23 protein-coding genes and 1 tRNA gene are annotated in these 21,295 nt (G+C 55.3%); 17 read left to right on the top strand and 7 right to left on the bottom strand.

What is annotated here, in order from left to right; translation table 11 throughout:
* Positions 1–120 precede the first annotated feature (120 nt).
* From AKL27_RS18895 to AKL27_RS27855, 7 genes are all read left to right on the top strand, one after another.
* The gene (locus AKL27_RS18895; RefSeq protein WP_157057008.1) at positions 121–1,371 is read left to right on the top strand and encodes a site-specific integrase; all 1,251 of its coding nucleotides are present in this window, start codon (positions 121–123) and stop codon (positions 1,369–1,371) included.
* Complete coding sequence (locus AKL27_RS18890; RefSeq protein WP_050464401.1) at positions 1,371–1,967, top strand: hypothetical protein; 597 nt, start codon at positions 1,371–1,373, stop codon at positions 1,965–1,967. The genes AKL27_RS18895 and AKL27_RS18890 overlap by 1 nt, the downstream gene beginning before the upstream one ends.
* A gap of 137 nt (positions 1,968–2,104) precedes the next feature.
* Positions 2,105–2,308, top strand: coding sequence for a hypothetical protein (locus tag AKL27_RS18885; RefSeq protein WP_050464400.1), 204 nt, complete (start codon positions 2,105–2,107; stop codon positions 2,306–2,308).
* Positions 2,309–2,337: 29 nt separating this feature from the next.
* Complete coding sequence (locus AKL27_RS18880) at positions 2,338–2,535, top strand: helix-turn-helix domain-containing protein (protein WP_050464434.1); 198 nt, start codon at positions 2,338–2,340, stop codon at positions 2,533–2,535.
* A gap of 282 nt (positions 2,536–2,817) precedes the next feature.
* Positions 2,818–3,066, top strand: a complete 249-nt coding sequence (locus tag AKL27_RS18875) for a hypothetical protein (protein WP_050464399.1) — start codon at positions 2,818–2,820, stop codon at positions 3,064–3,066.
* Entirely contained in the window at positions 3,059–3,667 is a 609-nt protein-coding gene (locus AKL27_RS18870; RefSeq protein WP_232311028.1) for a hypothetical protein, read from the top strand. Before AKL27_RS18875 ends, AKL27_RS18870 begins: the two co-directional genes overlap by 8 nt.
* Before the next feature lie 168 nt (positions 3,668–3,835).
* Positions 3,836–4,801, top strand: coding sequence for a TIR domain-containing protein (locus AKL27_RS27855; protein ID WP_157057007.1), 966 nt, complete (start codon positions 3,836–3,838; stop codon positions 4,799–4,801).
* A gap of 91 nt (positions 4,802–4,892) precedes the next feature.
* Here AKL27_RS27855 and AKL27_RS18860 read toward each other — a convergent pair whose 3' ends face one another.
* On the bottom strand, positions 4,893–5,315 hold the full coding sequence (locus AKL27_RS18860; RefSeq protein ID WP_050464397.1) for a DUF2513 domain-containing protein: 423 nt from the start codon (positions 5,313–5,315) through the stop codon (positions 4,893–4,895).
* Positions 5,316–5,472: 157 nt separating this feature from the next.
* Here AKL27_RS18860 and AKL27_RS18855 point away from each other — a divergent pair, with 157 nt between their 5' ends.
* The 8 genes from AKL27_RS18855 (at position 5,473) to AKL27_RS18820 (ending at position 11,672) form a co-directional block, all read left to right on the top strand.
* Positions 5,473–6,687, top strand: a complete 1,215-nt coding sequence (locus AKL27_RS18855; RefSeq protein ID WP_050464396.1) for a phage major capsid protein — start codon at positions 5,473–5,475, stop codon at positions 6,685–6,687.
* A 14-nt stretch (positions 6,688–6,701) separates the two neighbouring features.
* Positions 6,702–7,289 (top strand): tail assembly protein, encoded by a 588-nt coding sequence (locus tag AKL27_RS18850; protein WP_050464395.1) that lies wholly within the window; start codon positions 6,702–6,704, stop codon positions 7,287–7,289.
* The gene (locus tag AKL27_RS18845) at positions 7,289–7,840 is read left to right on the top strand and encodes an HK97 family phage prohead protease (protein ID WP_050464394.1); all 552 of its coding nucleotides are present in this window, start codon (positions 7,289–7,291) and stop codon (positions 7,838–7,840) included. The genes AKL27_RS18850 and AKL27_RS18845 overlap by 1 nt, the downstream gene beginning before the upstream one ends.
* Positions 7,837–8,982: a phage portal protein gene (locus tag AKL27_RS18840; RefSeq protein WP_050464393.1), complete on the top strand. Its 1,146-nt coding sequence runs from the start codon at positions 7,837–7,839 to the stop codon at positions 8,980–8,982. Before AKL27_RS18845 ends, AKL27_RS18840 begins: the two co-directional genes overlap by 4 nt.
* On the top strand, positions 8,957–9,391 hold the full coding sequence (locus AKL27_RS27850) for an HNH endonuclease signature motif containing protein (protein WP_198156016.1): 435 nt from the start codon (positions 8,957–8,959) through the stop codon (positions 9,389–9,391). The genes AKL27_RS18840 and AKL27_RS27850 overlap by 26 nt, the downstream gene beginning before the upstream one ends.
* A gap of 78 nt (positions 9,392–9,469) precedes the next feature.
* On the top strand, positions 9,470–9,799 hold the full coding sequence (locus AKL27_RS18830; RefSeq protein ID WP_050464391.1) for a P27 family phage terminase small subunit: 330 nt from the start codon (positions 9,470–9,472) through the stop codon (positions 9,797–9,799).
* On the top strand, positions 9,771–11,357 hold the full coding sequence (locus AKL27_RS18825; RefSeq protein ID WP_050464390.1) for a terminase large subunit: 1,587 nt from the start codon (positions 9,771–9,773) through the stop codon (positions 11,355–11,357). Before AKL27_RS18830 ends, AKL27_RS18825 begins: the two co-directional genes overlap by 29 nt.
* Positions 11,358–11,387: 30 nt before the next feature.
* Complete coding sequence (locus tag AKL27_RS18820; RefSeq protein ID WP_050464433.1) at positions 11,388–11,672, top strand: head-tail connector protein; 285 nt, start codon at positions 11,388–11,390, stop codon at positions 11,670–11,672.
* Positions 11,673–11,775: 103 nt separating this feature from the next.
* On the opposite strand, the gene AKL27_RS18815 is transcribed toward AKL27_RS18820, so the two are convergent.
* From AKL27_RS18815 to AKL27_RS18800, 4 genes are all read right to left on the bottom strand, one after another.
* Positions 11,776–11,850, bottom strand: a tRNA-Val gene (locus AKL27_RS18815).
* Between the two features lie 120 nt (positions 11,851–11,970).
* Positions 11,971–12,693, bottom strand: coding sequence for a DNA polymerase III subunit epsilon (gene dnaQ / locus AKL27_RS18810; protein WP_050464389.1), 723 nt, complete (start codon positions 12,691–12,693; stop codon positions 11,971–11,973).
* A 75-nt stretch (positions 12,694–12,768) separates the two neighbouring features.
* Positions 12,769–13,233, bottom strand: coding sequence for a ribonuclease HI (gene rnhA, locus AKL27_RS18805; protein ID WP_050464388.1), 465 nt, complete (start codon positions 13,231–13,233; stop codon positions 12,769–12,771).
* 8 nt (positions 13,234–13,241) lie between these two features.
* Complete coding sequence (locus AKL27_RS18800) at positions 13,242–14,015, bottom strand: class I SAM-dependent methyltransferase (protein ID WP_157057006.1); 774 nt, start codon at positions 14,013–14,015, stop codon at positions 13,242–13,244.
* Positions 14,016–14,025: 10 nt separating this feature from the next.
* Here AKL27_RS18800 and gloB point away from each other — a divergent pair, with 10 nt between their 5' ends.
* Positions 14,026–14,820 (top strand): hydroxyacylglutathione hydrolase, encoded by a 795-nt coding sequence (gene gloB, locus AKL27_RS18795; RefSeq protein ID WP_050464387.1) that lies wholly within the window; start codon positions 14,026–14,028, stop codon positions 14,818–14,820.
* 308 nt (positions 14,821–15,128) lie between these two features.
* The gene (locus AKL27_RS18790; RefSeq protein WP_050464431.1) at positions 15,129–16,646 is read left to right on the top strand and encodes a transglycosylase SLT domain-containing protein; all 1,518 of its coding nucleotides are present in this window, start codon (positions 15,129–15,131) and stop codon (positions 16,644–16,646) included.
* A gap of 139 nt (positions 16,647–16,785) precedes the next feature.
* Here the strand turns inward: AKL27_RS18790 and AKL27_RS18785 are convergent, their stop codons facing one another.
* A complete protein-coding gene (locus tag AKL27_RS18785) occupies positions 16,786–17,907 on the bottom strand; it encodes an HD-GYP domain-containing protein (protein WP_050464386.1) in 1,122 nt (373 codons plus the stop codon).
* Positions 17,904–21,020 carry a response regulator gene (locus tag AKL27_RS18780; RefSeq protein WP_050464385.1) on the bottom strand — a complete coding sequence of 1,039 codons (3,117 nt, stop codon included), beginning with the start codon at positions 21,018–21,020 and terminating at the stop codon, positions 17,904–17,906. Before AKL27_RS18780 ends, AKL27_RS18785 begins: the two co-directional genes overlap by 4 nt.
* Positions 21,021–21,295 lie beyond the last annotated feature (275 nt).

The raw sequence follows: 21,295 nt of genomic DNA, 5'->3' as shown, positions 1-21,295 counted from the left end.
AAGTCCATAGAAGTTTTATTTATTCATAATAATCAAATACTTAGGTATTTTGTTGTTGTTGATTGTTCATGCTGATACATTGCCGAAATAGTCCACAGAAAGTCCACGGCAGAAAAAGGCATGAAATCAAAGATCACCCGCGAATTGCTCCGCGACACAAAAACGACAGAAAAAACGCTCGATATCATGGATACGGACGTTAAAGGTTTTCTGGTCAGATTGACGCCGAGCGGTGCGGCAAATTTCGCGATCCGATATTCCGGCAAGAGCGGCAGACAAGAGCGCTACTCCTTGGGGATGAATTATCCCAGCACCAGCGTTAGCGAGGCGCGAGAGGCCGCCCGCATCCTGCTAGGTAGAATTGCCGCCGGCGAGAACCCTGCTGATGACAAGAAAGTCCGTTTGGCCGGGAAGCTCACTCTCTTCGGGTTCATTGACGGTGACTACGGCGAACATCTGCGGAGCAAATCCAAGTCTGCCGAGGCAACCATAGCAAGGCTGAAAAAGTGCTTTGCGACTTTCAAGGACCAGGGTTTGGCCGAGGTCGATACCCTATCTATCACCAGATGGCGGGCAAACAGGATCAAAGCCGGCAAGGCCGCATCTACAGTGAACCGAGACATTGGGGCCTTGCGCCCTGTCTTCTCGCGTGCGGTTGATTGGAAGCTGCTGGCAGAAAGCCCGATGAAGTCGATAAAGGCGCTCAAGAGCAACGCTGATCCTATCGTGCGGTTTCTATCCAGTGACGAAGAAAAACGCCTGCGCGCCGCACTAGACATGCGAGAAACGCGAGAGCGTGAAGGCCGCGCAAGGGCGAATATTTGGCGATCTGCGCGGCATTACGAACTGCTCCCACATTTGACCGAAGCCCAATATCTGGACTATCTGAAGCCTGCCGTCCTCTTGTCGATCAATACCGGAGTACGCCAGGGCGAAATGCTCAAGCTGCGTATCGCCGATGTGAATCTGGAAAATGATCCGTATATCTTCATCCGTGGCGCCACCGCGAAAAGCAACAAGGGACGCCATGTACCTCTCAACGACGAGGCTCAAGCCGTCCTATCGCAATGGATAAAGCAACACCCCTCCGAAGGGGCTTTGAAGGGCCTTGTATTTCCCGGCAAAGGGGGTAAGCCACTGGTTGAAATTAAGACTGCCTGGCGCAATCTCCTGCGAAACGCTGAAATTACCGGTTTTCGCTGGCATGATATGCGGCATCACTTCGCAAGCCGGCTCGTCATGGCCGGGGTCGACCTCAATACAGTGCGTGAATTATTGGGGCATTCTGATCTGAAAATGACTCTGCGATACGCACATTTGGCCCCAGAACATAAAGCCGCGGCTGTACAAAAATTGATGAGGGTTATCTAATGGAAAAAACTTACGAAGATAGAAAATCGGAAATTGAATGGATGGGAGCGGCACTTCACTACCAAGAAGGCGGCGATCCTGACGAGTTGGCAGGCCTGCTCCGCAGCGACAAGCCCATCCCGCCCATAGCCCGCGCCTTCTTGGCGCGCATTGTATTAGGCGATGTAAAACTCTCCGATCGGAGGGGAAAATCAAACTCTAAGGTCACAAGAAAAGATCGAGAACAAATCAGAGCCGGTTTAGAAAATGTTTATGTCGAGACACAAACTGTACTGATTTTTGCAAACGAGCTAGCTGATGAAATAGGCGTTGAAGTAATCGACATTAGACAAAAAATGGAGAAATTTAGACGGAATGCTGTTAAACAATTAGCAGATCATTTCAGCATTTCCGAAAATACTATTCGACAATATCACGATGCAAACCGATCGATCAATTTAGCGTGGTGTTTAGCCGGGAAAAATGATTTTGAATTCGACGGAAAAGTGATCCCCGGCCTATTCGGAGAACCAAAGCAGTTAGCGGAATCAGCCCTTAAAACGGCACGAGGATATTTAGAGCATCCGGAACTGTTCTTTAACCCCCTGACGGAATAAACCGCGTTATTCCGTCAGACCATTGCCGAGATAAACAGATTTATTCCGTCTAGCCGTTTTTGATATTTTTTTAATCCAACAGAGAATCCTTATCACACCGCTAGCCAGCGGCTTCGTAACCACTGATAAGGATACTCATGAACAAGCAATCTCTCACTATCGCCGACTTCTGCGCCGGCCACGGCAATATCTCCCGCAGCTTCTTTCACAAGCTAGTCAATGAGGGAAAAGGACCGCGCCTGATGAAGATCGGACGTCGCACCATGATCAGCATCGAGGCGGCCGCAGAGTGGCGCGCCAAGATGGAAGCACAAACAGAACAAACCGTCGCCGGGGTTTGATCGTGGATGGCCAGCACAACAAGGAAACGATGATCCTGGCGATCATGCGTTCCGGGCAGAGCCTGAATCGGTTTGAAGCTGAGCGCTTGGGCGATCATTGCCTTCACTCCACAATTTCCACCCTGCGCAGCAAAGGGAATCTGTTTAGTGACACCTGGGAATGGGTGCCTACGCGCTTCGGGGAAACTCGCGTAAAGCGTTACACCTTCGCCGGAGTTGCATCTTGATCACCGCAACGAAAGCTATTGACGCCGGTTTACTGCCGGAGTATTCTCGACACGTCCCTGAGAAAAAAGGGACCTGGGGTGAGAGCCAGAAACGACAAAGGCGGACAGCCGCTGCCAAGCGGTATTTTTTCGTCCGAACCATGCTGATCCTTCTATGGGCGGTGGTGGTGGGGAGGCTTCGGCCTGCCGGTTTCCTTTGTCACCGGTCTCTCAACCCTGCTATCTGCCGCCCACCCCGTTTGAGAGCGGGGCGCGGCATCACTGCCGACAAAGGAGGTCACCATGCCTAGTACGATCACGCTCGTCCCCTCGCAAAATCAACACCAATCTAGCCCTCTTTACTGTGGTGGCAATCTCGGCCTCGGAGAGAGCGATGAGGATTGCTTTTTCACCATAAAGCTAAATGGCGTAGTCCATTTCTGGACAGTTTTTGAAACGATTATTCGCCTCGATGAGTTTTCAGAGACTGCAAGGCGTCGGATTTTGCTCGACTGCGATATTCAAGTAATGATGCGGAAGCGGTATGGCTAAGCCCAAGTATCAAGACCCTCAAGGACGCCATATTCGGGTGTACGCATCGCTGCTTAACAGCCCGGCGTACAGAGTCATTGGATTTGCCGCAAAAGCACTGTTCTTTGACCTGCGAGAAAAAATCACTGGCACGAATAATGGAAATATAAGTGCCACATTAGGCGATATGAGGCATAAGGGTTGGACCGCCTCCGCCACACTCGCAAAGGCCCTGTACGAGCTCAGAGCAATGGGATTTATTGCAGTTACGGTAGAGGGTGGCCTCAAACAACGTCAGCGCACACCATCCCTTTATCGGTTCACTGACCTGCCCGTTCTAGATCAGCCGAAGATCGGTATCCAGTCCATGCCTGCTAGTAACGATTATTTACGGTATGAGACTGTACGAGACGCTGAGCGCGCCCTAGTGGAGCGATTCAGCGAACTTCAAGAAGAGGGAAAGAAAAAACAACTGACGAAAAAAATCCCCCCTGTTCAAAATCTGAACTGTTCCAGTTCAAAATATGAACTGAAAGGGACTTTTCTCAGTTCAGAATCTGAACAGGTAGCGAACTTTCCAGTTCAAAATTTGAACACTGGAAGAATTCCAAAAACAAGCTGAAAACCCGCATGAAATATGAATTTCGCATGTGATTTTACACAAGTCCAAAAAAAATTCTCCCTGTTCAATATCTGAACTCCTTTTATATATTGCCAGGGTATGGGGTTTGCTGCCGGCTAAAACATGCTAATTTAGCACTGGGATAAGATAATAACTATTGGAGGGAGTATGCAATTTCGTTGGGTGCCTGTTTCTGGTGAGGCTTCAGTTGAAAGTCCGAATCACCTCCGATTTCCAGGGGGTACGTCTACGTATACAACCGAAGAAGGCGAAATAAAGCACGATGGTGCAAAAGTCGCACAAATGCTCTCGGATGCTCGATTTAGTGGCGGAAAAGTAAGTGCCACAATAAATTTTAAAAAGATATCAGAACGACTTGCTGCTGGGATTACGTTGATGGCGAACCCAGAGCTTGGGGCGCATTTGAGCGTAATACTAGGGTCTGGCCCTCTGTGTAGTGTACGCATGTGGCCTGGCATTTCTAGCCAAAATGGATCAACAGGCGCCACACCAACTTGGACAGACTACGGCGCCGTAGGTAGTGCAACCAGCCTTCTTGAAAATCACGATTACCATCTTGAAGTCTCGGTTACAGGATCTCGCGTCGTAGTGGTGCTAGATGGAGTCCAACTTATCAACACAGATTTAAAATACAGCGTCCCAAAGTACACCCTCGGAGCCTGGTTCTTCTCCAAAGACGAAATCGATTTTCGAGACTTTCGTGTATCCTCAGTGAGCGCAACCGCCTTTGTAGTAATGGAATTTACGGAGTCGTTCAACGACTTGTACGCACAAGTTATAAAACCAATATGTGAACAATTTTCGGTGGAAACATTACGGGCAGACGAAAGATATGGCCCAGGATCAATCCTGACAGATATACAGAAACAGATTGTCGAATCAAGCTTAATAATTGCAGACATTACACCAATGAACGCCAACGTTTTCTATGAGGTTGGCTATGCGCATGCTCTACGAAAACCAACTATCCTTCTAGCTCAACGTGGCACGAAATTACCATTCGATATATCGGGGTTTCGAACGATTTTCTACGACAACACGATCAACGGGAAGGCAAAAGTTGAAGAAGGTCTTCAGCGCCACTTGAAAGCAGTACTCTCAGGCACACTGTAACTAGCGCAGCACTGGAACAGTTCCGAATTCGGAACTGTTTACATATGCCCCACAGACTCTGTAACAGAACGTGTCACTACTTCTGTGGAAATTAGCCGCCGACAACTTGCTTCAGGGCCGCCCCCGCTAAAAGCTTAATGGCATCAAAGGTCAGCTCAAGACCTTTTTTCTTTGCCGTCTCTTTAACCGCATTCCAGATTGTCGCCGAGCGCATGGTATCGAGCAAATCATGACCATCCATCGTTAAACGCGGACTGGAACGGCTGTAATAAAGATCTCCCGATGCCCCTCTTTTAACGCTGATACCTTCGACATATCCAGCCTCAACGAGCAACTCAAGATGACCGAGGATACGACCGACTATTTCGTCATATTCCTTTTGCTTCTTGAGAAAGTCTGCTTCAGTTTCACCGTCGAGCCATTGAACCTGCTTCTTAGGTAGCTCAGCAAAGACATCGCTTTCTTCTTCGATGTCGGTCAGTTGTTTTCGAATTAAATCCCAATCCCTTTTCATGCCGACCTTTCACTGATTATTGTTGTTGGACGGTGCAACTTTACCACGGCATTTGTACGTTGAAGTGTATGGAAGTATTAACTTTCGTAGCACGTTATTCCGGCTGACATCCTTTGCTATAAGAGGCTATTCCCTCCCCCTTTGCAAAGGACCACCCATGCCGCATCGAATCAAAGAGCAGCGCGCTCAAGCCGTCGCAGAACTGCGTAAATTAGTCGAAACCGCACAAACTGAAAAGCGTAGCCTGACCGGCGACGAAGTAGCGAAGTTCGAAGCCCTCAAAACCAAGATTGCAGACCTCGAAGCCGACGAATCCCGCGCCTTGTTCCTGGCTGAAGCCGAGCGCCGCCAACAAGGCCAGCCGGTGGACCGTCAATCAGCAGCGCTCGAAAGCCGCATCAACCTGCTGGACGCAATCCGTAGCCAGATGCGCGACGGCCGCGTCGATGGTGCTCTGGCTGAGTTCCAGCAAGAAGCCACTCGCTCAAATGGCCGGGCAGCCGAGGGTATCTACGTCCCGATGTCGGTGTTTGAATCCCGAGCCCAAACGACCACTACCGCCGCCGGCATCGTGCCAGGTGATTTCCGCGCTGATCAGTTCATCGGCCCGCTGCGCAATTCGCTGCTGATGCGAAAGCTCGGTGCTCGCGTGTTGTCCGGCTTGCGTGGTGATCTGACCATCCCGAAATACAAATCAGGTATGTCCGCTGGCTGGGTTTCTGAAAACGAAGCACTGCCTGAATCCGGAATGAGCTTCGAAGACATCGGCATGAAGCCGCGCCACGTTGGCGCACTCACTGAAATGTCCCGCCAGTTGCTCCAGCAAAGCGATCCAAGCATCGAACAACTCGTGCGCGACGATCTGGCATACGTCATGGCCGAAGCTCTGGACCGCGCTATGTTGATTGGCGACGGTGTAAAAGAGCCGCTGGGCTTGTTGAATCGCCCAGGCCTGCAATCTGGCACATTGGCAGTTCCTACATGGGACGCTGTGTTGACGCTGGTACAAAAGCTGGAAGACGTGAATGTTTCCGCCAATAGCTGGCTTACCCTCCCTACGGTAGCAACGAAGCTGCGCGGTACGCTCAAGTCCGAAACTGCCGGCTCGACCTACTTGGCCACTGGTGGTCAGATGGCTGATCTGCCACTCAATGTCACCAAGCAGGTGCCGCTCAAGGCCGGTAAAGGACAAATCATCTTGGGCGACTTTTCGCAAATGCTGCTGGGTTTGTGGGGTGAAGTCGATCTGCTGGTCAACCCATACGCTGAAACCGCATACAAGCGCGGCGGCGTGATGGTCCGCGCCATGATGACTGCCGATGTGAATGTTCGCCATGAAGAAGCGTTTGTTGTCGCTTCCGACATCGCGTAAATATCGGGGGCGCTATGAGCGAAAAAATGCGAACCATTCGCCTGTATGGCACGCTCGGCACTACTTGCGGGCGTGTACATCGCCTTGCTGTGCGTAGCGCAGCAGAAGCGGTACACGCGCTCCGAATTATGTTACCTGGCTTCGAGCGAGCTTTGATGAGCGGACGCAGCCGAGGTATCACATTCGCAGTATTTCTCGGCAAAAGAAATATCGGTCGAGATCACCTGCAAGATCCTGTCGGCGATGATGATATTCGTATTGCACCGGTGATCCAGGGTAGCAAGCGCGGCGGTCTGCTGCAAACGGTTTTGGGCGCGGTGCTGATTGTTGTTGGCGCAATTATGAATGTTCCCGCCCCTGGTTCTGGCGCACCTTTAATAGGATTTGGAATTGCCATGATGGCAGGCGGCATTGTGCAAATGCTATCACCTCAACAGCGTGGAATCTCAACCAGGGACAACGTTGAAAACGGGGCAAGCTATAACTTCAATGGCCCGGTCAATACCAGTGCGCAAGGCAAGGCAGTCGGGTTGCTATACGGACGCCTGATGATTGGTTCATCGGTGATTTCTGCGGGTATTGTCGCGGAGGATCAAGCTTGATGAATAGCTTTGAAATACGAAGTGGCGGCCAATTACGCGCCATTTCGCCCGGCAAGCTGGCCGGCTACGCGATCCTGTATAACTCGCTGTCCCAAGATTTGGGCGGGTTTGTTGAACGAGTTATGCCCGGCGCCGTGAAACGTTCGCTTTCACAGCCGGACAACATACGGGCGCTATACGAACATGATGCCCAGCGCATCTTGGCCCGCGTCGGCAGTGGCACTCTCGCGCTGACCGAAAATACCAAAGGGATCCAGTTCGAAATGTCCCTGCCCGACGTCACATACGCACGTGATTTAAGCGTATTGGTGGAGAGAGGCGACATTGCCGGTGTGAGCTTCGGGTTTAAGGTTAATCCGGGTGGCCAGCGCTGGGAAATGCGCAATGGCCAGTTGACCCGCGACCTGACCGACATTGCCTTGTCTGAAATCAGTATCACTGCGGACCCAGCTTATCGAGATACCAGCGTTGCCTTGCGCAGCATGGGCGAATGGCGCACACAGGATTACCTAGACAACTTGTCCACTTACATCATACGGGCCTACGAATGAGCCTGATAAAACGAGTGTTGGGTTTGATCAAGCCCGAGCAGCGCAGTGATCCAAGCTGGGATGCGGTGGCGCTGCTGGGTAATGGCAGGACCGGGCAGGCGCAATCGATTAGCGCCGTGTATGCCTGCGTATCGGCCATCAGCGAGACGATCGGCAGTCTGCCCTTGCACCTGTATCGAGAGACGGCTGACGGCGACCGTGTACGCGCCAGCGATCATCCGCTGTACGACGTTCTGCAGTATCAGGCGAACCCGTTACAGACCGCTATGGAATTTCGGGAAATGATGCAAGCCGCCGTTCTGCTGCGAGGTAATGCGTATGCTGAGATCATCCGCGACGGTGCCGGCCAGGTGATCGCCTTGGAGCCACTTCAGCAGATCACCGTTCTGGAATTGGACTCTGGCCGGCTGGCCTATGACGTGACCCAACGCGGCAAGATCCGCCGCTTGCTTCAGGAAGAAGTATTCCATCTGCGCCACCGCAGCGAGAATGGAAAAACAGGCATCAGCCCGTTGACCGCCAGCCGCGAAACTATCGAGCTGGCACTGGTTGAGCGCGACCACGGCACGGCAACGTTTGCCAACGGCGCCAAGCTTTCCGGCATTCTGAAATTCCCTCAGCAACTGAAGAAGGAGCAGCGGGACAGCCTCAAGGCTTCATGGGATACCCAGCATGCTGGTGCGGCCAATGCTGGCAGGACTGCGATTCTCGATAACGGAGTGGAATACCAGACCGTCAGCATGAGCATGGAGGACAGCGAGTACCTGGCATCACGTCAATTCTCGGTTGAGGAAATAGCGCGTCTGTTCCGCGTACCACCGACCGTCATCGGCGACCTGCGTCATGGTAACTATTCGAATAGCGTGGAGATGAACCGCGCCTTTGTCACCCACACCCTGCGCCGCCATCTGGTCTGCTGGGAACAGGCCATCAGCACTCAGCTACTGACCTCGGCAGCCCGCAAGCAATTGTTCGCAGAGCATAGCGTTGAGGGTTTGCTGCGTGGCGATAGCACCAACCGAGCGGACTTCTACGACAAGGGCATTGATGCCGGCTGGCTGTTGCGCAGCGAAGCCCGTCGCCTGGAGAACTTGCCAGCAGTGAAAGGAATAGATGATGCCAAGCCCAATCAAGCGACATAAGCCAGCGTCGGCCGTGGTTCGCACCACAGGCCAGCGTAACCTCAAGGTCAAGCAGCAAGCAAACGGACGCACATTGGCGCTCAATGGCGCGGCTTGGGGCCGCCTGCGTGCCTTGGTCATATCAGAGCAGCCATTGTGCGCGCAGTGCCAGCGCGAGGGCCGCATCGAGCAAGGCAATGAGGTAGACCATATCGACAACGACGCCACCAATAACGAGCGTTGCAATCTTGAGAACTTGTGTCACGCCTGCCACTCTCTCAAGACACAGCATGATCAGCACGGCAACTGGATGAAGGGCTGCGATGCGGATGGCATGCCGCTCGACCCGCACCACCACTGGAACAAAAAATCACCAGCAACTGAGCGCCCCGAACCGTCTGCTTCCCTTCACGCACGCATCCGCAGTTGAGCATTTCAGGATCCGATGGCGAATAGACCAACCCCTACCGCGATAAAGAAGCTGGCAGGCAATCCCGGAAAGCGTCCCATGAACGATTCCGAGATCGAGCCAACGACCGGCGCGCCTGACTGTCCGGATTGGCTTGTGGGCGACGCACGCGAAGAATGGAACCGCATTGTGCCGGAACTGGACCGTCTCGGCGTGCTGACCTGCGTCGATAACTCGGTGCTGATCGGTCATTGCGCAACCTATGGCGAAATTGTGGCTACGGTGAAGGCCGGCGAACCACTTAAATCGGCGCTGTTGGGACAGATGCGCGCCTACGCATGTGAGCTTGGCCTGACGCCAGCGGCGCGCGCCAAACTACAAAGCCCGAAGAAAGGCGGCAATGACGACACCGAAAAATTCTTCCAATAAAAAATCACTGCCCAATAAGTCGGAGCGGGAATTCTGGTACGACGCCGTGGCGGCAGATCGTGCCGTGGAATTCTTCGAGAAATGCCTGACGCACACCAAAGGCGAATGGGCCGGCCAGCCGCTGGTGCTTTCTGAGTGGCAATCAGAGAAGATCATCAAGCCGCTTTTTGGCTGGAAACGTGCCGACGGTACCCGCCGTTATCGCACCGCTTATATCCAAATTCCGCGCAAAGCTGGCAAGTCCACGCTGTCTGCCGGCATTGCTTTGTATTGCCTGCTGGCCGATGGTGAGGCTGGCGCGGAAGTGTATAGCGCTGCCGCTGACCGTGAGCAGGCGGCCATTGTGTTCGAAATGGCCCAGCAGATGGCAGACGCCAGCCCGCCTTTGCGCAGCCGTGTGCGGTCGTACAAGCGCAGCATCGTAGTGCAATCGACCGCCAGCAGCTACAAAGTGCTGTCTGCCGACGCCTATACGAAACACGGCCTGAACGCTTCCTGCATCATTTTCGATGAGCTCCACGCGCAACCAAACCGGGAATTATGGGACGTGCTGACCACCAGTACCGGAGCGCGCCGCCAGCCGCTGACCGTGGCCATCACCACAGCTGGATATGATCGACACTCGATCTGCTACGAACTCTATTCACACGCCTGCAAGGTGCGCGACGGCATTTTGATCGATGATTCATTTTTGCCCGTCGTGTATGAAGCAGAAAAAGACGACGACTGGCAAAAGCCTGAGACCTGGTACAAAGCCCATCCGGGTTTGGGAACATCCGTCCGCGAAGAATACTTGGCTGCTGAATGCCTCAAGGCAAAGCAGATGCCAGCCTACGAAAATACTTTCCGGCGCCTGATGCTGAACCAATGGACTGAGCAGGCCACTCGCTGGCTTGCGATGGACGCTTGGGACAAATGCGCTGGCGATCTGCCAGACTTGACCGGCATGAGTTGCTACGCTGGCCTCGACCTATCGACCACGACCGACATTAGCGCCCTTGTGCTGGCTTTTGGGATTGGTGCAAAAGTGCATCTGCTGCCATTCTTCTTTGTCCCTGAGGATGGCGTTAAGAAGCGTTCGGAGCGTGACCGCGTGCCGTATGACCTCTGGATCAAACAAGGCCATATTATCGCCACCCCAGGCGCCGTCATCGATTACGACTATATCCGGGCCAAACTCAACGAATTGGCCGAGCAGTACCAGATTAAGGAAGTTGCGATCGATCGATGGAACGCCGCCCAGCTTTCGACCCAGCTTACCGGCGACGGGTTTGAAATGATTGGGTTTGGCCAAGGCTTCGCGTCAATGAGCAGCCCTACCAAGGAACTCGAAAAGCGCGTACTGGCCGCCGAGGTCAACCACGGCGGCAATCCTGTCCTGCGCTGGATGGCTTCCAATGTCGCGGTGGAAATGGACGCTGCCGGCAACACCAAGCCAAGCAAGGCGAAATCCACAGAGCGCATCGACGGCATTGTGGCCGCCATCATGGCGCTGGGCCGACTGGGTGTGGATGCCGGAGAAACCGTATTTACCGACTATGAATTTACTTTTGTGTGACGTCGCCCCGTCACAAACATGGAGATTGAAATGATTACCCTGCAAGAAGCCAAAGCACACACTCGCGTGGATGAGGATATGGATCGGGAGGATTTGCAAATTTTGGATATGATTGCAACTGCCAAAGCGCACATTGAAAACTACCTTGGCCGCGCCTTTCCTGTCGGGGAAGACGTGCCGGCACCGGTGAAATCGGCTGCGCTGTTGCTGTTTGCGGATCTCTACGAAAACCGTGAAGGCCAGCAAGACGTCGTTCTGTACACCAACAGGACATTTGCGCTGCTGTTAAATCCCTACAGATTGATGAGCATCTAAACAACACCGCCCAATTAGTCCACAGAAAGTCCACAAACGAAAAAGCCGACCTCTAAGAGTCGGCTTTGTTCGCTGTAAGTGCTTGATTGCACTAACTAAATTCTGGTGGAAAGTGCAAGTTTCGAACTTGCGACCCCTGCAGTGTGAATGCAGTGCTCTACCCCTGAGCTAACCTTCCGTTTTGTTTCTCGTTTTATTTCCTCTTGCGCCGACCGCGTTGCAGAAAAACTGCTGCGCCGTGAAGCGGCCCGAATTATCTCACAGAACAATCGAAATAAACAAGCCTCTCGACACGCACTTAACTATTTTCTGTTTCCGCCGGTACCGCACGCCATACGCAAGCGCCCTTGACCTGCTTGTCGAGCCCGTCCAGCAAGGCTTCGTGCAAACCGATCTCTTCTTCGCCGGCGGGCTTGACGATGATATCGGCCAGCGGGGTCAGCGCCAGTTCTGCCAGTGAAGCGCCGTCTTCGTCGCTGTCGCCGAGGTCCATGGTCAGGGAATTCTGGCCGCGCGTTAGCGCCAGATAGACTTCTGCCAGCAAGGCGGCATCCAGCAAACCGCCGTGCAAGGTGCGGTGGGCGTTGGAAATACCGTAGCGGTCGCACAGCGCATCGAGCGAGTTGCGGCGGCCGGGATGGATTTCCTTGGCCATTTGCAGGGAGTCGATCACATTGCTGACGTGCTCCTTGAATGGCGGCAAGCCGAGCAGCTTGAATTCGGCGTCGAGAAAGCCGACGTCAAAGGTGGCGTTGTGGATGATGATTTCCGCATCGCGCACATACTCGATGAACTCGTTCGAGATTTGCGCGAACTTCGGTTTGTCGCTCAGGAATTCGGTGGTCAGTCCGTGCACCGCCAGCGCGCCTTCTTCCGAATCGCGCTCGGGATTGATGTACAGGTGCAGATTGTTGCCGGTCACCTGGCGGTTGAGCAACTCAACACAGCCGATTTCAATGATGCGGTCGCCGCTGCGCGCATTCAGTCCGGTCGTTTCGGTATCGAGAACGATTTGTCGCATAACACTCTGCCTTTATTTATTGCTTGCTTTGTTGCTTGCTTTGCTGCCGCGGCCGGCACTGACCGGCAGCGGTATTTATTGCCGCGGCGCCAGCTCCACACCGCGATTGGCCAACTGGTCGGCGCGCTCATTGCCGGCGTGACCGGCATGACCCTTGATCCAGCGCCATTCGATCTTGTGCTGCGCCTGCGCCGCATCCAGCGCCTGCCAGAGGTCGACATTCTTGACCGGTTCGCGCGCAGCGGTTTTCCAGCCGCGCGCCTTCCAGCCGTGAATCCATTCACTGATGCCCTTTTGCACATACTGGCTATCCGTGAATACCGTGACGTCGCACGGCCGCGTCAATGCATTCAAGGCCTCAATCACCGCCTTCAGTTCCATGCGGTTGTTGGTGGTATTGCGTTCGCCGCCGCACAATTCCTTTTCGTGGCCGCCTGCAATCATCAGCGCACCCCAGCCGCCGGTGCCGGGATTGCCCTTGCAGGCGCCATCGGCATAAATCACTACTTTGTCGCTGCTGATTTCTTTTACTTCATCCATGCTTGCTTCTACTCCGATTTGTGTATTTTGTTGGTGGCCGGCACCCCTTTCGGGGCCTTGATCTTTTGTTTGCTCCAGGCCGGTCCGATCAGGCGCATGCCCTGCACCCGCTTGATCGCCTGCACCATATAGACCGCGCCCAGATAGGGCCACCAGCGATCGCCGGCCGGTTCCATGAAACTGAAGCGCTCCAGCCATGCCTCGGTTGCCAGTGGCGGTGCATAACACAGGAAATGCCCGCGATTGACTTCCATATTCAGCAACTTGAGCCAGTCTTTCAGGCGCGGCAGGCGAATGAACTCACCGTTCTGCGGCAAAAAGTGCGCGCCGGTCAAACGGCCGGCGGCCTGGCGCATGCCCCACAAGCTGGTGGGATTGAAACCGCAGATGATAACCTGCCCCTCCGGAATCAGCACCCGCTCCACCTCGCGCAATACCTGATGCGGCTCGGCAATGAATTCCAGTACGTGCGGCAGCACCACCAGATCCAGACTCTGACTGGCGAACGGCAATTCCGTGAAGTCATGCGCCACCACCATCGGAATCTCGCGCCCCGGCACCGCCACCGCCGGCACACAGGTATCGGTCAGCCAGCGATAGGGCATGCGGTTGGCTTCCAGCGCGTTGATCTGCGGCAAACCGATCTGCACCGCATTGAAGCCGAAAATATCGGCCGTCAGGGAATTGAGCAAACTCTGCTCACGTGTGCGGACGTAACTACCCATTGGCGTTTGCAGCCAGGTATCGAGGGCTATAATTGATTTTTCCGACATTGCATCCATCGCGAGCCCTATGCCAGCCTTCCCGAAAAATTCATTAAGTGTGTTGACCGTTCCGGCATTCGACGACAACTACCTGTGGTTGATTCACGATGGCGTTCATGCCGCCGTGGTCGATCCCGGCGATGCCGGACCGATCCTGGCCGCCCTTGAAGCACATGGCTTGTCACTGGTCGCTATTCTACTGACTCATCACCATGCTGACCATGTCGGCGGCGTACCGCAATTGCTGAAACACGCCAAAGTCCCTGTTTATGGGCCGGCCCATGAAAATATCGCGACCGTCACGGTACCCCTCGGCGAAGGTGACACGGTATATATCGAGCAACTGGCGCTGACCTTGTCGGTACTTGATGTGCCCGGCCACACGCGCGGCCACATTGCCTATGTTGCCGCTGAGCAGCACTGGCTGTTTTGCGGCGACACCCTGTTTGCCGGCGGCTGCGGCCGCCTGTTTGAGGGCACGCCGGCGCAGATGCTGAACTCTCTTGCCAAACTGGCATCATTGCCGGGCGCCACCAAAGTCTATTGCGCCCACGAATACACCCTGTCGAATCTGCGCTTTGCGCGTGAAGTCGAACCCGGCAACCCGCTGCTGACACAACGCATCGCCGACGAGCAAGCCAAACGTGATCGCGGCCAGCCCACCGTGCCCTCCACCATTGCGCTGGAGCAGCAGACCAATCCGTTTCTGCGTGCGACCGAAGCGGCCGTGATTGCCCGCCTGCAGGCCGCCGGCCGGCTGGCCGAAGCCGGACCGGTGGCAGCGCTGGCGGCGCTGCGCGAATGGAAGAATGTCTATAAATAATATGCATTGTCCCGCCAGTTGCATCCTGCTTGCCATCTTTGCCACACAAATCTCAAGCGAATCAAGGGCTTAAGCTTTGTAACAAGCATCAAGTTTTACTTGACTGGGCAAAAGGGGCTTACGTACACTCCATCATTATTTTCAAATCTTCATCGGCTTTCTTCATTGGCTTACAGGCTGTTTCAGCAGCAATGGGCGCGGCGCCACAGGCGCTGCAAGCCGGACAGCACACTTCCAACCCGCTTCGGAAGTGCCGCGATATTGAACTGAAACAACTTATCAGGCCTCAGGCACAGGACCCCGCATCCATGCAGCGAACATTCAAGAAACTGGCTATTGCCGCACTCTTCTCTCTTGGTACCCCGCTCCTCGTCCACGCCAACGACATTTCGATTTACCCCGCGCCGTTCAACGCCATCAATCCCAACGATCCGACTTCCGCCCTGCCGGGCATGCAAGATATCGACGTCTGGGCCCGCATTCGCAAGGGTTTTGCCATTCCCGATCTGGAAAATCCGCTGGTGGATTCGCAAACCCAGTGGTACAGCTCGCGTCCCGACTATATTCAACGCACGACCGTGCGCGCTTCGCGCTATCTGTTCCACGTTGTCCAGGAACTGGAAAAGCGCGGCATGCCGACCGAACTGGCACTGCTGCCGTTCATCGAATCGGCGTTCAATCCGCAAGCGTATTCGACCGCCAAAGCCGCCGGCATGTGGCAATTCATTCCCTCTACCGGGCGTGATTACAACCTCAAGCAAAACATGTTCACCGACGAGCGCCGCGATGTACTGGCCTCGACCGATGCCGCACTGACCTATCTGCAAAAGCTGTATGGCATGTTCGGCGACTGGCAACTGGCGCTGGCGGCATACAACTGGGGCGAAGGCTCGGTACAGCGCGCCATCAACAAGAACCTGGCAGCCGGCCTGCCGATCGACTTCAACAGCCTGTCGGCGCTGATGCCGAATGAAACCCGCAATTACGTGCCGAAGCTGCAGGCAGTCAAGAACATCATCGCCACCCCCGGCGAATACGGCATCGATCTGCCCAAGGTCGATAACCAGCCGTACTTCGTGACCATCGGCAAGACCCGCAATATCGACGTCAAGGTCGCCGCGCAACTGGCCGAACTGTCGCTCGATGAATTCAAGGCGCTCAATCCGCAATTCAACCGTCCGGTGATCATCGGCGGCGACGATACCAAGATTCTGCTGCCGGAAAGCAATGCCGAGAAATTCAAGGCCAATATCGGCAAGTGGACCCAGACACTGTCGTCATGGACTGCGCACACCGTATCGAGCGCCCGCGAGCGCATCGAAACCATCGCCAGCAAGTTCGGCACCACGCCGGACGTGATCCGCAGCGTCAACCAGATTCCGCCACGGATGGTGCTCAAGGCCGGCTCCACGATTCTGGTACCGAAGACCGAGGCGCTGGCGGAAAACGATATCACCCAGGAAGTCGCCGACAACGCCCGCATGGCGATTGCGCCGGATGTGCCGGATACCCGCCGCATCTACGTCAAGGCCGGCAAGCGCGATACGCTGGCGTCGATTGCCGGACGCTACCGCGTCAGCGTGGCGCAGATCAAGCAATGGAATGGTTTGCATCGTGATGTTCTGGCCAATGGTCAGAGCCTGCAATTGCAGGTTGCCAACACGGCAGCCGCCGGTCCGGTACGCGTGCGTCAGGTCGTGCATTCGCCTGCCAAACCGATTCGCAAGGCACCGGTGATTGCCAAGAACAACCGCAATACAACGATCAAGAAAGCCTCCACGGCGCCGATCACGCTGGCTTCCGAACGCGGCACGCGAAAACAGTAAAACACCAGCAACACGAACGATACCGGTAGTAATCGTAAAAAGCCCCGCGATGTTGTGTCGCGGGGCTTTTTTGTGTCTTGCGCCAGACGTTGCCATCGGAAGACCAGGTCAGCGCCCGCCTGCAATCAGCAATCACCAGTCAGCGAGTAAAGTCGGCTTCGTTGTCTGAATAGCGTTCCGCGATCGCCAGAAACTCATTCTGGATGTGCAAAAAAGCATCCACGATATCCGGATCAAAATGTTGGCCGCGTCCCTGCCGGATAATGTCGACCGACTTGTCATGCGGGAATGGCGGCTTGTAGATGCGGCGCGATATCAACGCATCATAGACATCGGCCAATGCCATCAGGCGCGCCGACAACGGGATGTTTTCCCCGGCCAGCCCTTCAGGATAACCACTGCCATCCCAACGCTCCTGATGGTAATGGGCGATTTCCCGCGCCAGTCGCAAAAAACTGCTGGGCGTATCGAGTACCTTCTCGGCGGCGGCAATGGCATCACGTCCCAGTGTCGTATGGGTTTTCATGATGTCGAATTCTTCCGTCGTCAGTTTGCCCGGCTTGAGCAAAATCCGGTCGGGAATGCCGACCTTGCCGATATCGTGCAGCGGCGCGGATTTGAACAGCATCTGTATCGTATCGTCATCAAGCACGGCGGCAAATTTCGGATGCGACTGCAATTGCTTCGCCAGCAAACGGACATATTGCTGGGTGCGGCGGATATGGTTGCCGGTTTCGTTGTCGCGGGTTTCTGCCAACGACGCCAGGGCCATGATGGTGGCATCCTGAATCAATTGCAGATCATGCGTGCGGCGCTCCACTTCCTGCTTCAGAAACAGGTTCTTGTCTTCCAGAAAATCGGCCACCGCTTTCAGCTTCAAATGCGTTCTGACGCGCGCCATCACGATCGGCGGCGAAATCGGCTTGACGATGTAATCCACCGCGCCGACGTCGAAGCCGATCTGCTCATCCTCGATCTCGGCCTTTGCCGTCAGAAAGATGACCGGGATCTTGACCGTTCTGGGATCGCTGTGCAGGCGGCGGCAAACGTCAAAGCCGCTGATGCCGGGCATCATGACATCGAGCAGAATCAGGTCCGGCAAACTGTCGCCACTCAGGATCTGCAGCGCCCGCTCGCCGCTGTTGGCGATCCTGACGTGATAGTCGTTTGCCAGCAAACCATTCATCACGCTCAGGTTCTCCACCGTATCGTCCACCACCAGAATGGTCTGACGGTTTTCATCCCCATGAACATTGCTCATGATTTCATCTCCGACAAATGGACACCGCTTGCCGCAGCCGCCCGTTGCAATTGTTCCAGCGCAGCCACGAAATCAAAATTGATTACTGCCTTTTCGAATTTCATATAGTCGCCGTTCGCAAACAGCGTGCGCAGGGTCGCTGCGTGATCGAGAAAATACTCGACCGCCTCGCCGTCGCTTGCCGCCAGCAGCGAGGCCAGATGTCCCAAGTAGCCGGACGTCGCATCCGATGCTGCGGCGTGACGCGGATGTTCAGTGCCCAGCACCTGGTGCAAGCGAGCCACGGCTTGCCGCAATTCCTGTGCAAATGCAGGCAACGCCGCCTGGTGGCCGTGACTTTCCTTGATGGCTTTTTCCAGCAACGCCGCCGCGGCTTGCAACTGCACCAGGCCGATGCTGCCGGCCACGCCTTTGAGGGTATGCGCCACACGTTCGGCGGTCACCAGATCATCGGCATCCAGCGCGACCGTGATGCGCGTGGCAGCATCGGCTTCTTCCTCGCAAAATTGCCGCAACAGGCGCAGGTATAACACCCGGTTGCCGGCCACCCGCTTGAGGCCGGTGGCGTAATCGAGTCCGGCCACCTCCAGAAAACCGAGATCATCTTCGGCCAGCGGTGCCACCGGATAGGCTTCCTCCAGTGCGCGGCCGGTCCAGCGTGCCAGCGTTTCGAACAAGGCCTGCGGCTCAATCGGTTTCGAGACATGATCGGCCATGCCGACCGCAATGCATCGTTCGCGTTCTTCGGCCAGCGCATGCGCGGTAATCGCAATGATCGGCACGCCATCGAATCGGGCGTCGGTACGAATGATGCGGGTCGTTTCGACGCCATCCAGTATCGGCATCTGCACATCCATCAGCACCGCATCGTAGGCCGACGGGCCATCGGTGAGCAGGCGCTCCACCGCTTGCTGGCCGTCGCTGACGACCGTGACCAGGGCGCCGCTGCCGTGCAGCAACTCGGAGGTGATCTGCTGGTTGATTTCGTTATCTTCTGCCAGCAATACGCGCAAGCCCTGCAACACCGGCGATTGCTGAGCCGCCGGTAGCGATACCGGCGTGATGCAAGCTTGCGGACCAAAGATGCGCAACGTCGCGTCGAGCAACGATGACTGGCTCACCGGCTTGACCAGAAAGGCATCCACCCCGGCTTCTTCTGCTTCCTTGCGGATTTCTTCGCGACCAAATGCGGTGACCATGATGAGCCGGGGCGGATGTCGCTCCAGCCGGATTTTGCGGACGGTTTCCGTGCCGTCCATGACCGGCATTTTCCAATCCACGAAGACGGCATCGAACGGGTGATCCAGCGCCGCCTGCCGAATCGCCTGCAACGCTGAAGCCCCCGATGCCACCGCACTGGCGGAAAAACCCAGCCAGCGCAATTGCTCTGACAGGATATCGCGCGCCGAGGCGTTGTCATCAACTACCAGCACGCGCATGCCGCGCATTTCTGCGGGCAGCGGTTTGCGCCGCGTGACGGCCGCCTTGCTCAGGCCGAACCAGGCAGTAAAACTGAAGGTGCTGCCCTGCCCCGGCACTGAATTGACCTGAATTTTCCCGCCCATCAATTCCACCAGACGCTGGGCAATGGTGAGGCCGAGACCGCTGCCGCCATATTGCCGGGTGGTCGAACCATCGGCCTGGGTGAAGGCCTGAAACAGCCGCGCCATCTGCTCTGCGGTCATGCCAATGCCGGTATCCCGGACCTCGAAGCGCAAGCGCACCATGTCACCGCCGCGTTCCAGTTCGCGTACCGCAATCAGAATCTGTCCATGCTCGGTGAACTTGACGGCGTTGTTGACCAGATTGGTGAGAATCTGGCCCAGCCGCAGCGGATCGCCAATCAACGTGTGCGGTACGTCCTCGCCGCTGTCGAACAAAAATTCCAGGCCTTTGTCGGTGGCTTTTTGCGCCACCAGCGCCGATACCTTGTCCAGCACTTCATCGAGTGAAAAGTTGATGCTTTCGATATCCATCTTGCCGGCTTCGACCTTGGAAAAATCGAGGATGTCGTTGATCACGCCCAGCAACGACGCGCCGGCATTGTGAATCTTGGACAGGTAATCGCGCTGGCGCGCGGTCAGTTCCGTCTTGAGCGCCAGATACGACATGCCGATAATGGCATTCATCGGCGTGCGGATTTCGTGACTCATGTTGGCCAGGAACATCGATTTGGCCTGGGTCGCTTCTTCTGCCGCACTCTTCGCCTCGAACAAGGCTTGTGCCACGCCGCGCTCACTCTCGCGCAAGGCAACCATGCGCGCATACAGCATGCCGTTTTCCAGCAATAAGGCGATCAGCACCAGACTGGCCGCCAGCAATCCGTAAATTCTGCCGGCATAAAACCCGAGGTCGAAACGACCGCCATTGAACACGGCCGACAGCGCCACATCCAGTATCCAGGCAAACATCACGACGATCAGCCACAGATCCAATACCGTTTGCAGCCGTCGCCATATCAGCAGCAGCGCGATAATGCTGAGTCCCCAGACGATGCCAACGATTGCCAGCATGTTCGGCGTGTAAAGATTGTTGATGATGATTTCCGGCAAATAGTGCTGCCCGGCGATCACGGCCCACGTCGAACCGACGACCGTCAGCAACACCAGAGCGATGCAGAAAGTGATGACCGTGAGCGTGCTGCGATGCGACCATACTTTGACGGTATTGTCTTTGAACAGCGCGTAGAACATGACCAGCAACGGAAAGCCGCCATGCCAGAGCATGTACAGCCAGGCAGTGGTTTGCCTGCCGCCGCCCAGCACGCCATACTCGGCCAGCAAACCGGGAAAGCTCAGGGCATGGGCAATCGCCGCAAATGCCGCGAACAAATAACCGCTGGCCAGCACCAGCAACGCCCGCGAACGCAGAATGCCGACCTGGCCGAACAACAGGACTGCGGTGGTCAGATCGATGACAATCAGCGCCGACTGATACGCCGGTATGAAAGACGGTATTACGCCCAATGGCATTTTTACGAATGGCAGCGCAACGGCAAACACCATCGCCGACAGCACCATGACAGCCAGCGCCAGTCTGCGCCCGCTGCGGGTTGCCGGCGAAGTGGTCAAAAAGCTGAGGTCGCCATATGCTGCCATACGCTGCTGTTCCATAAGAGCCGTGCTCCTTATGCTGTCGCTGCAATATCTGGTGATGTAGACGGAAAATCGGTCGGTGCTGCGGGTTGCCGCATCAATGCCTGTATCTGAATGCGCCGGCCCTGATCAGTGCGATTGCCGGCAAGGCGGCAATGCAGATACAGACCACGCATTGAGCTTGATGATTGTTATCTTTCAGACAATATCGAATTGCAACGGAATTTGTACTGCTTTATAGCATTTCCCGTAATCGGCGTGTAGAAAATAGTCTGCCGGTGTCTGACACGGAG

Source organism: Herbaspirillum autotrophicum, assembly GCF_001189915.1.
Taxonomy (GTDB): domain Bacteria; phylum Pseudomonadota; class Gammaproteobacteria; order Burkholderiales; family Burkholderiaceae_D; genus Herbaspirillum; species Herbaspirillum autotrophicum.
This window is presented reverse-complemented; position numbering and strand designations above follow the sequence as displayed.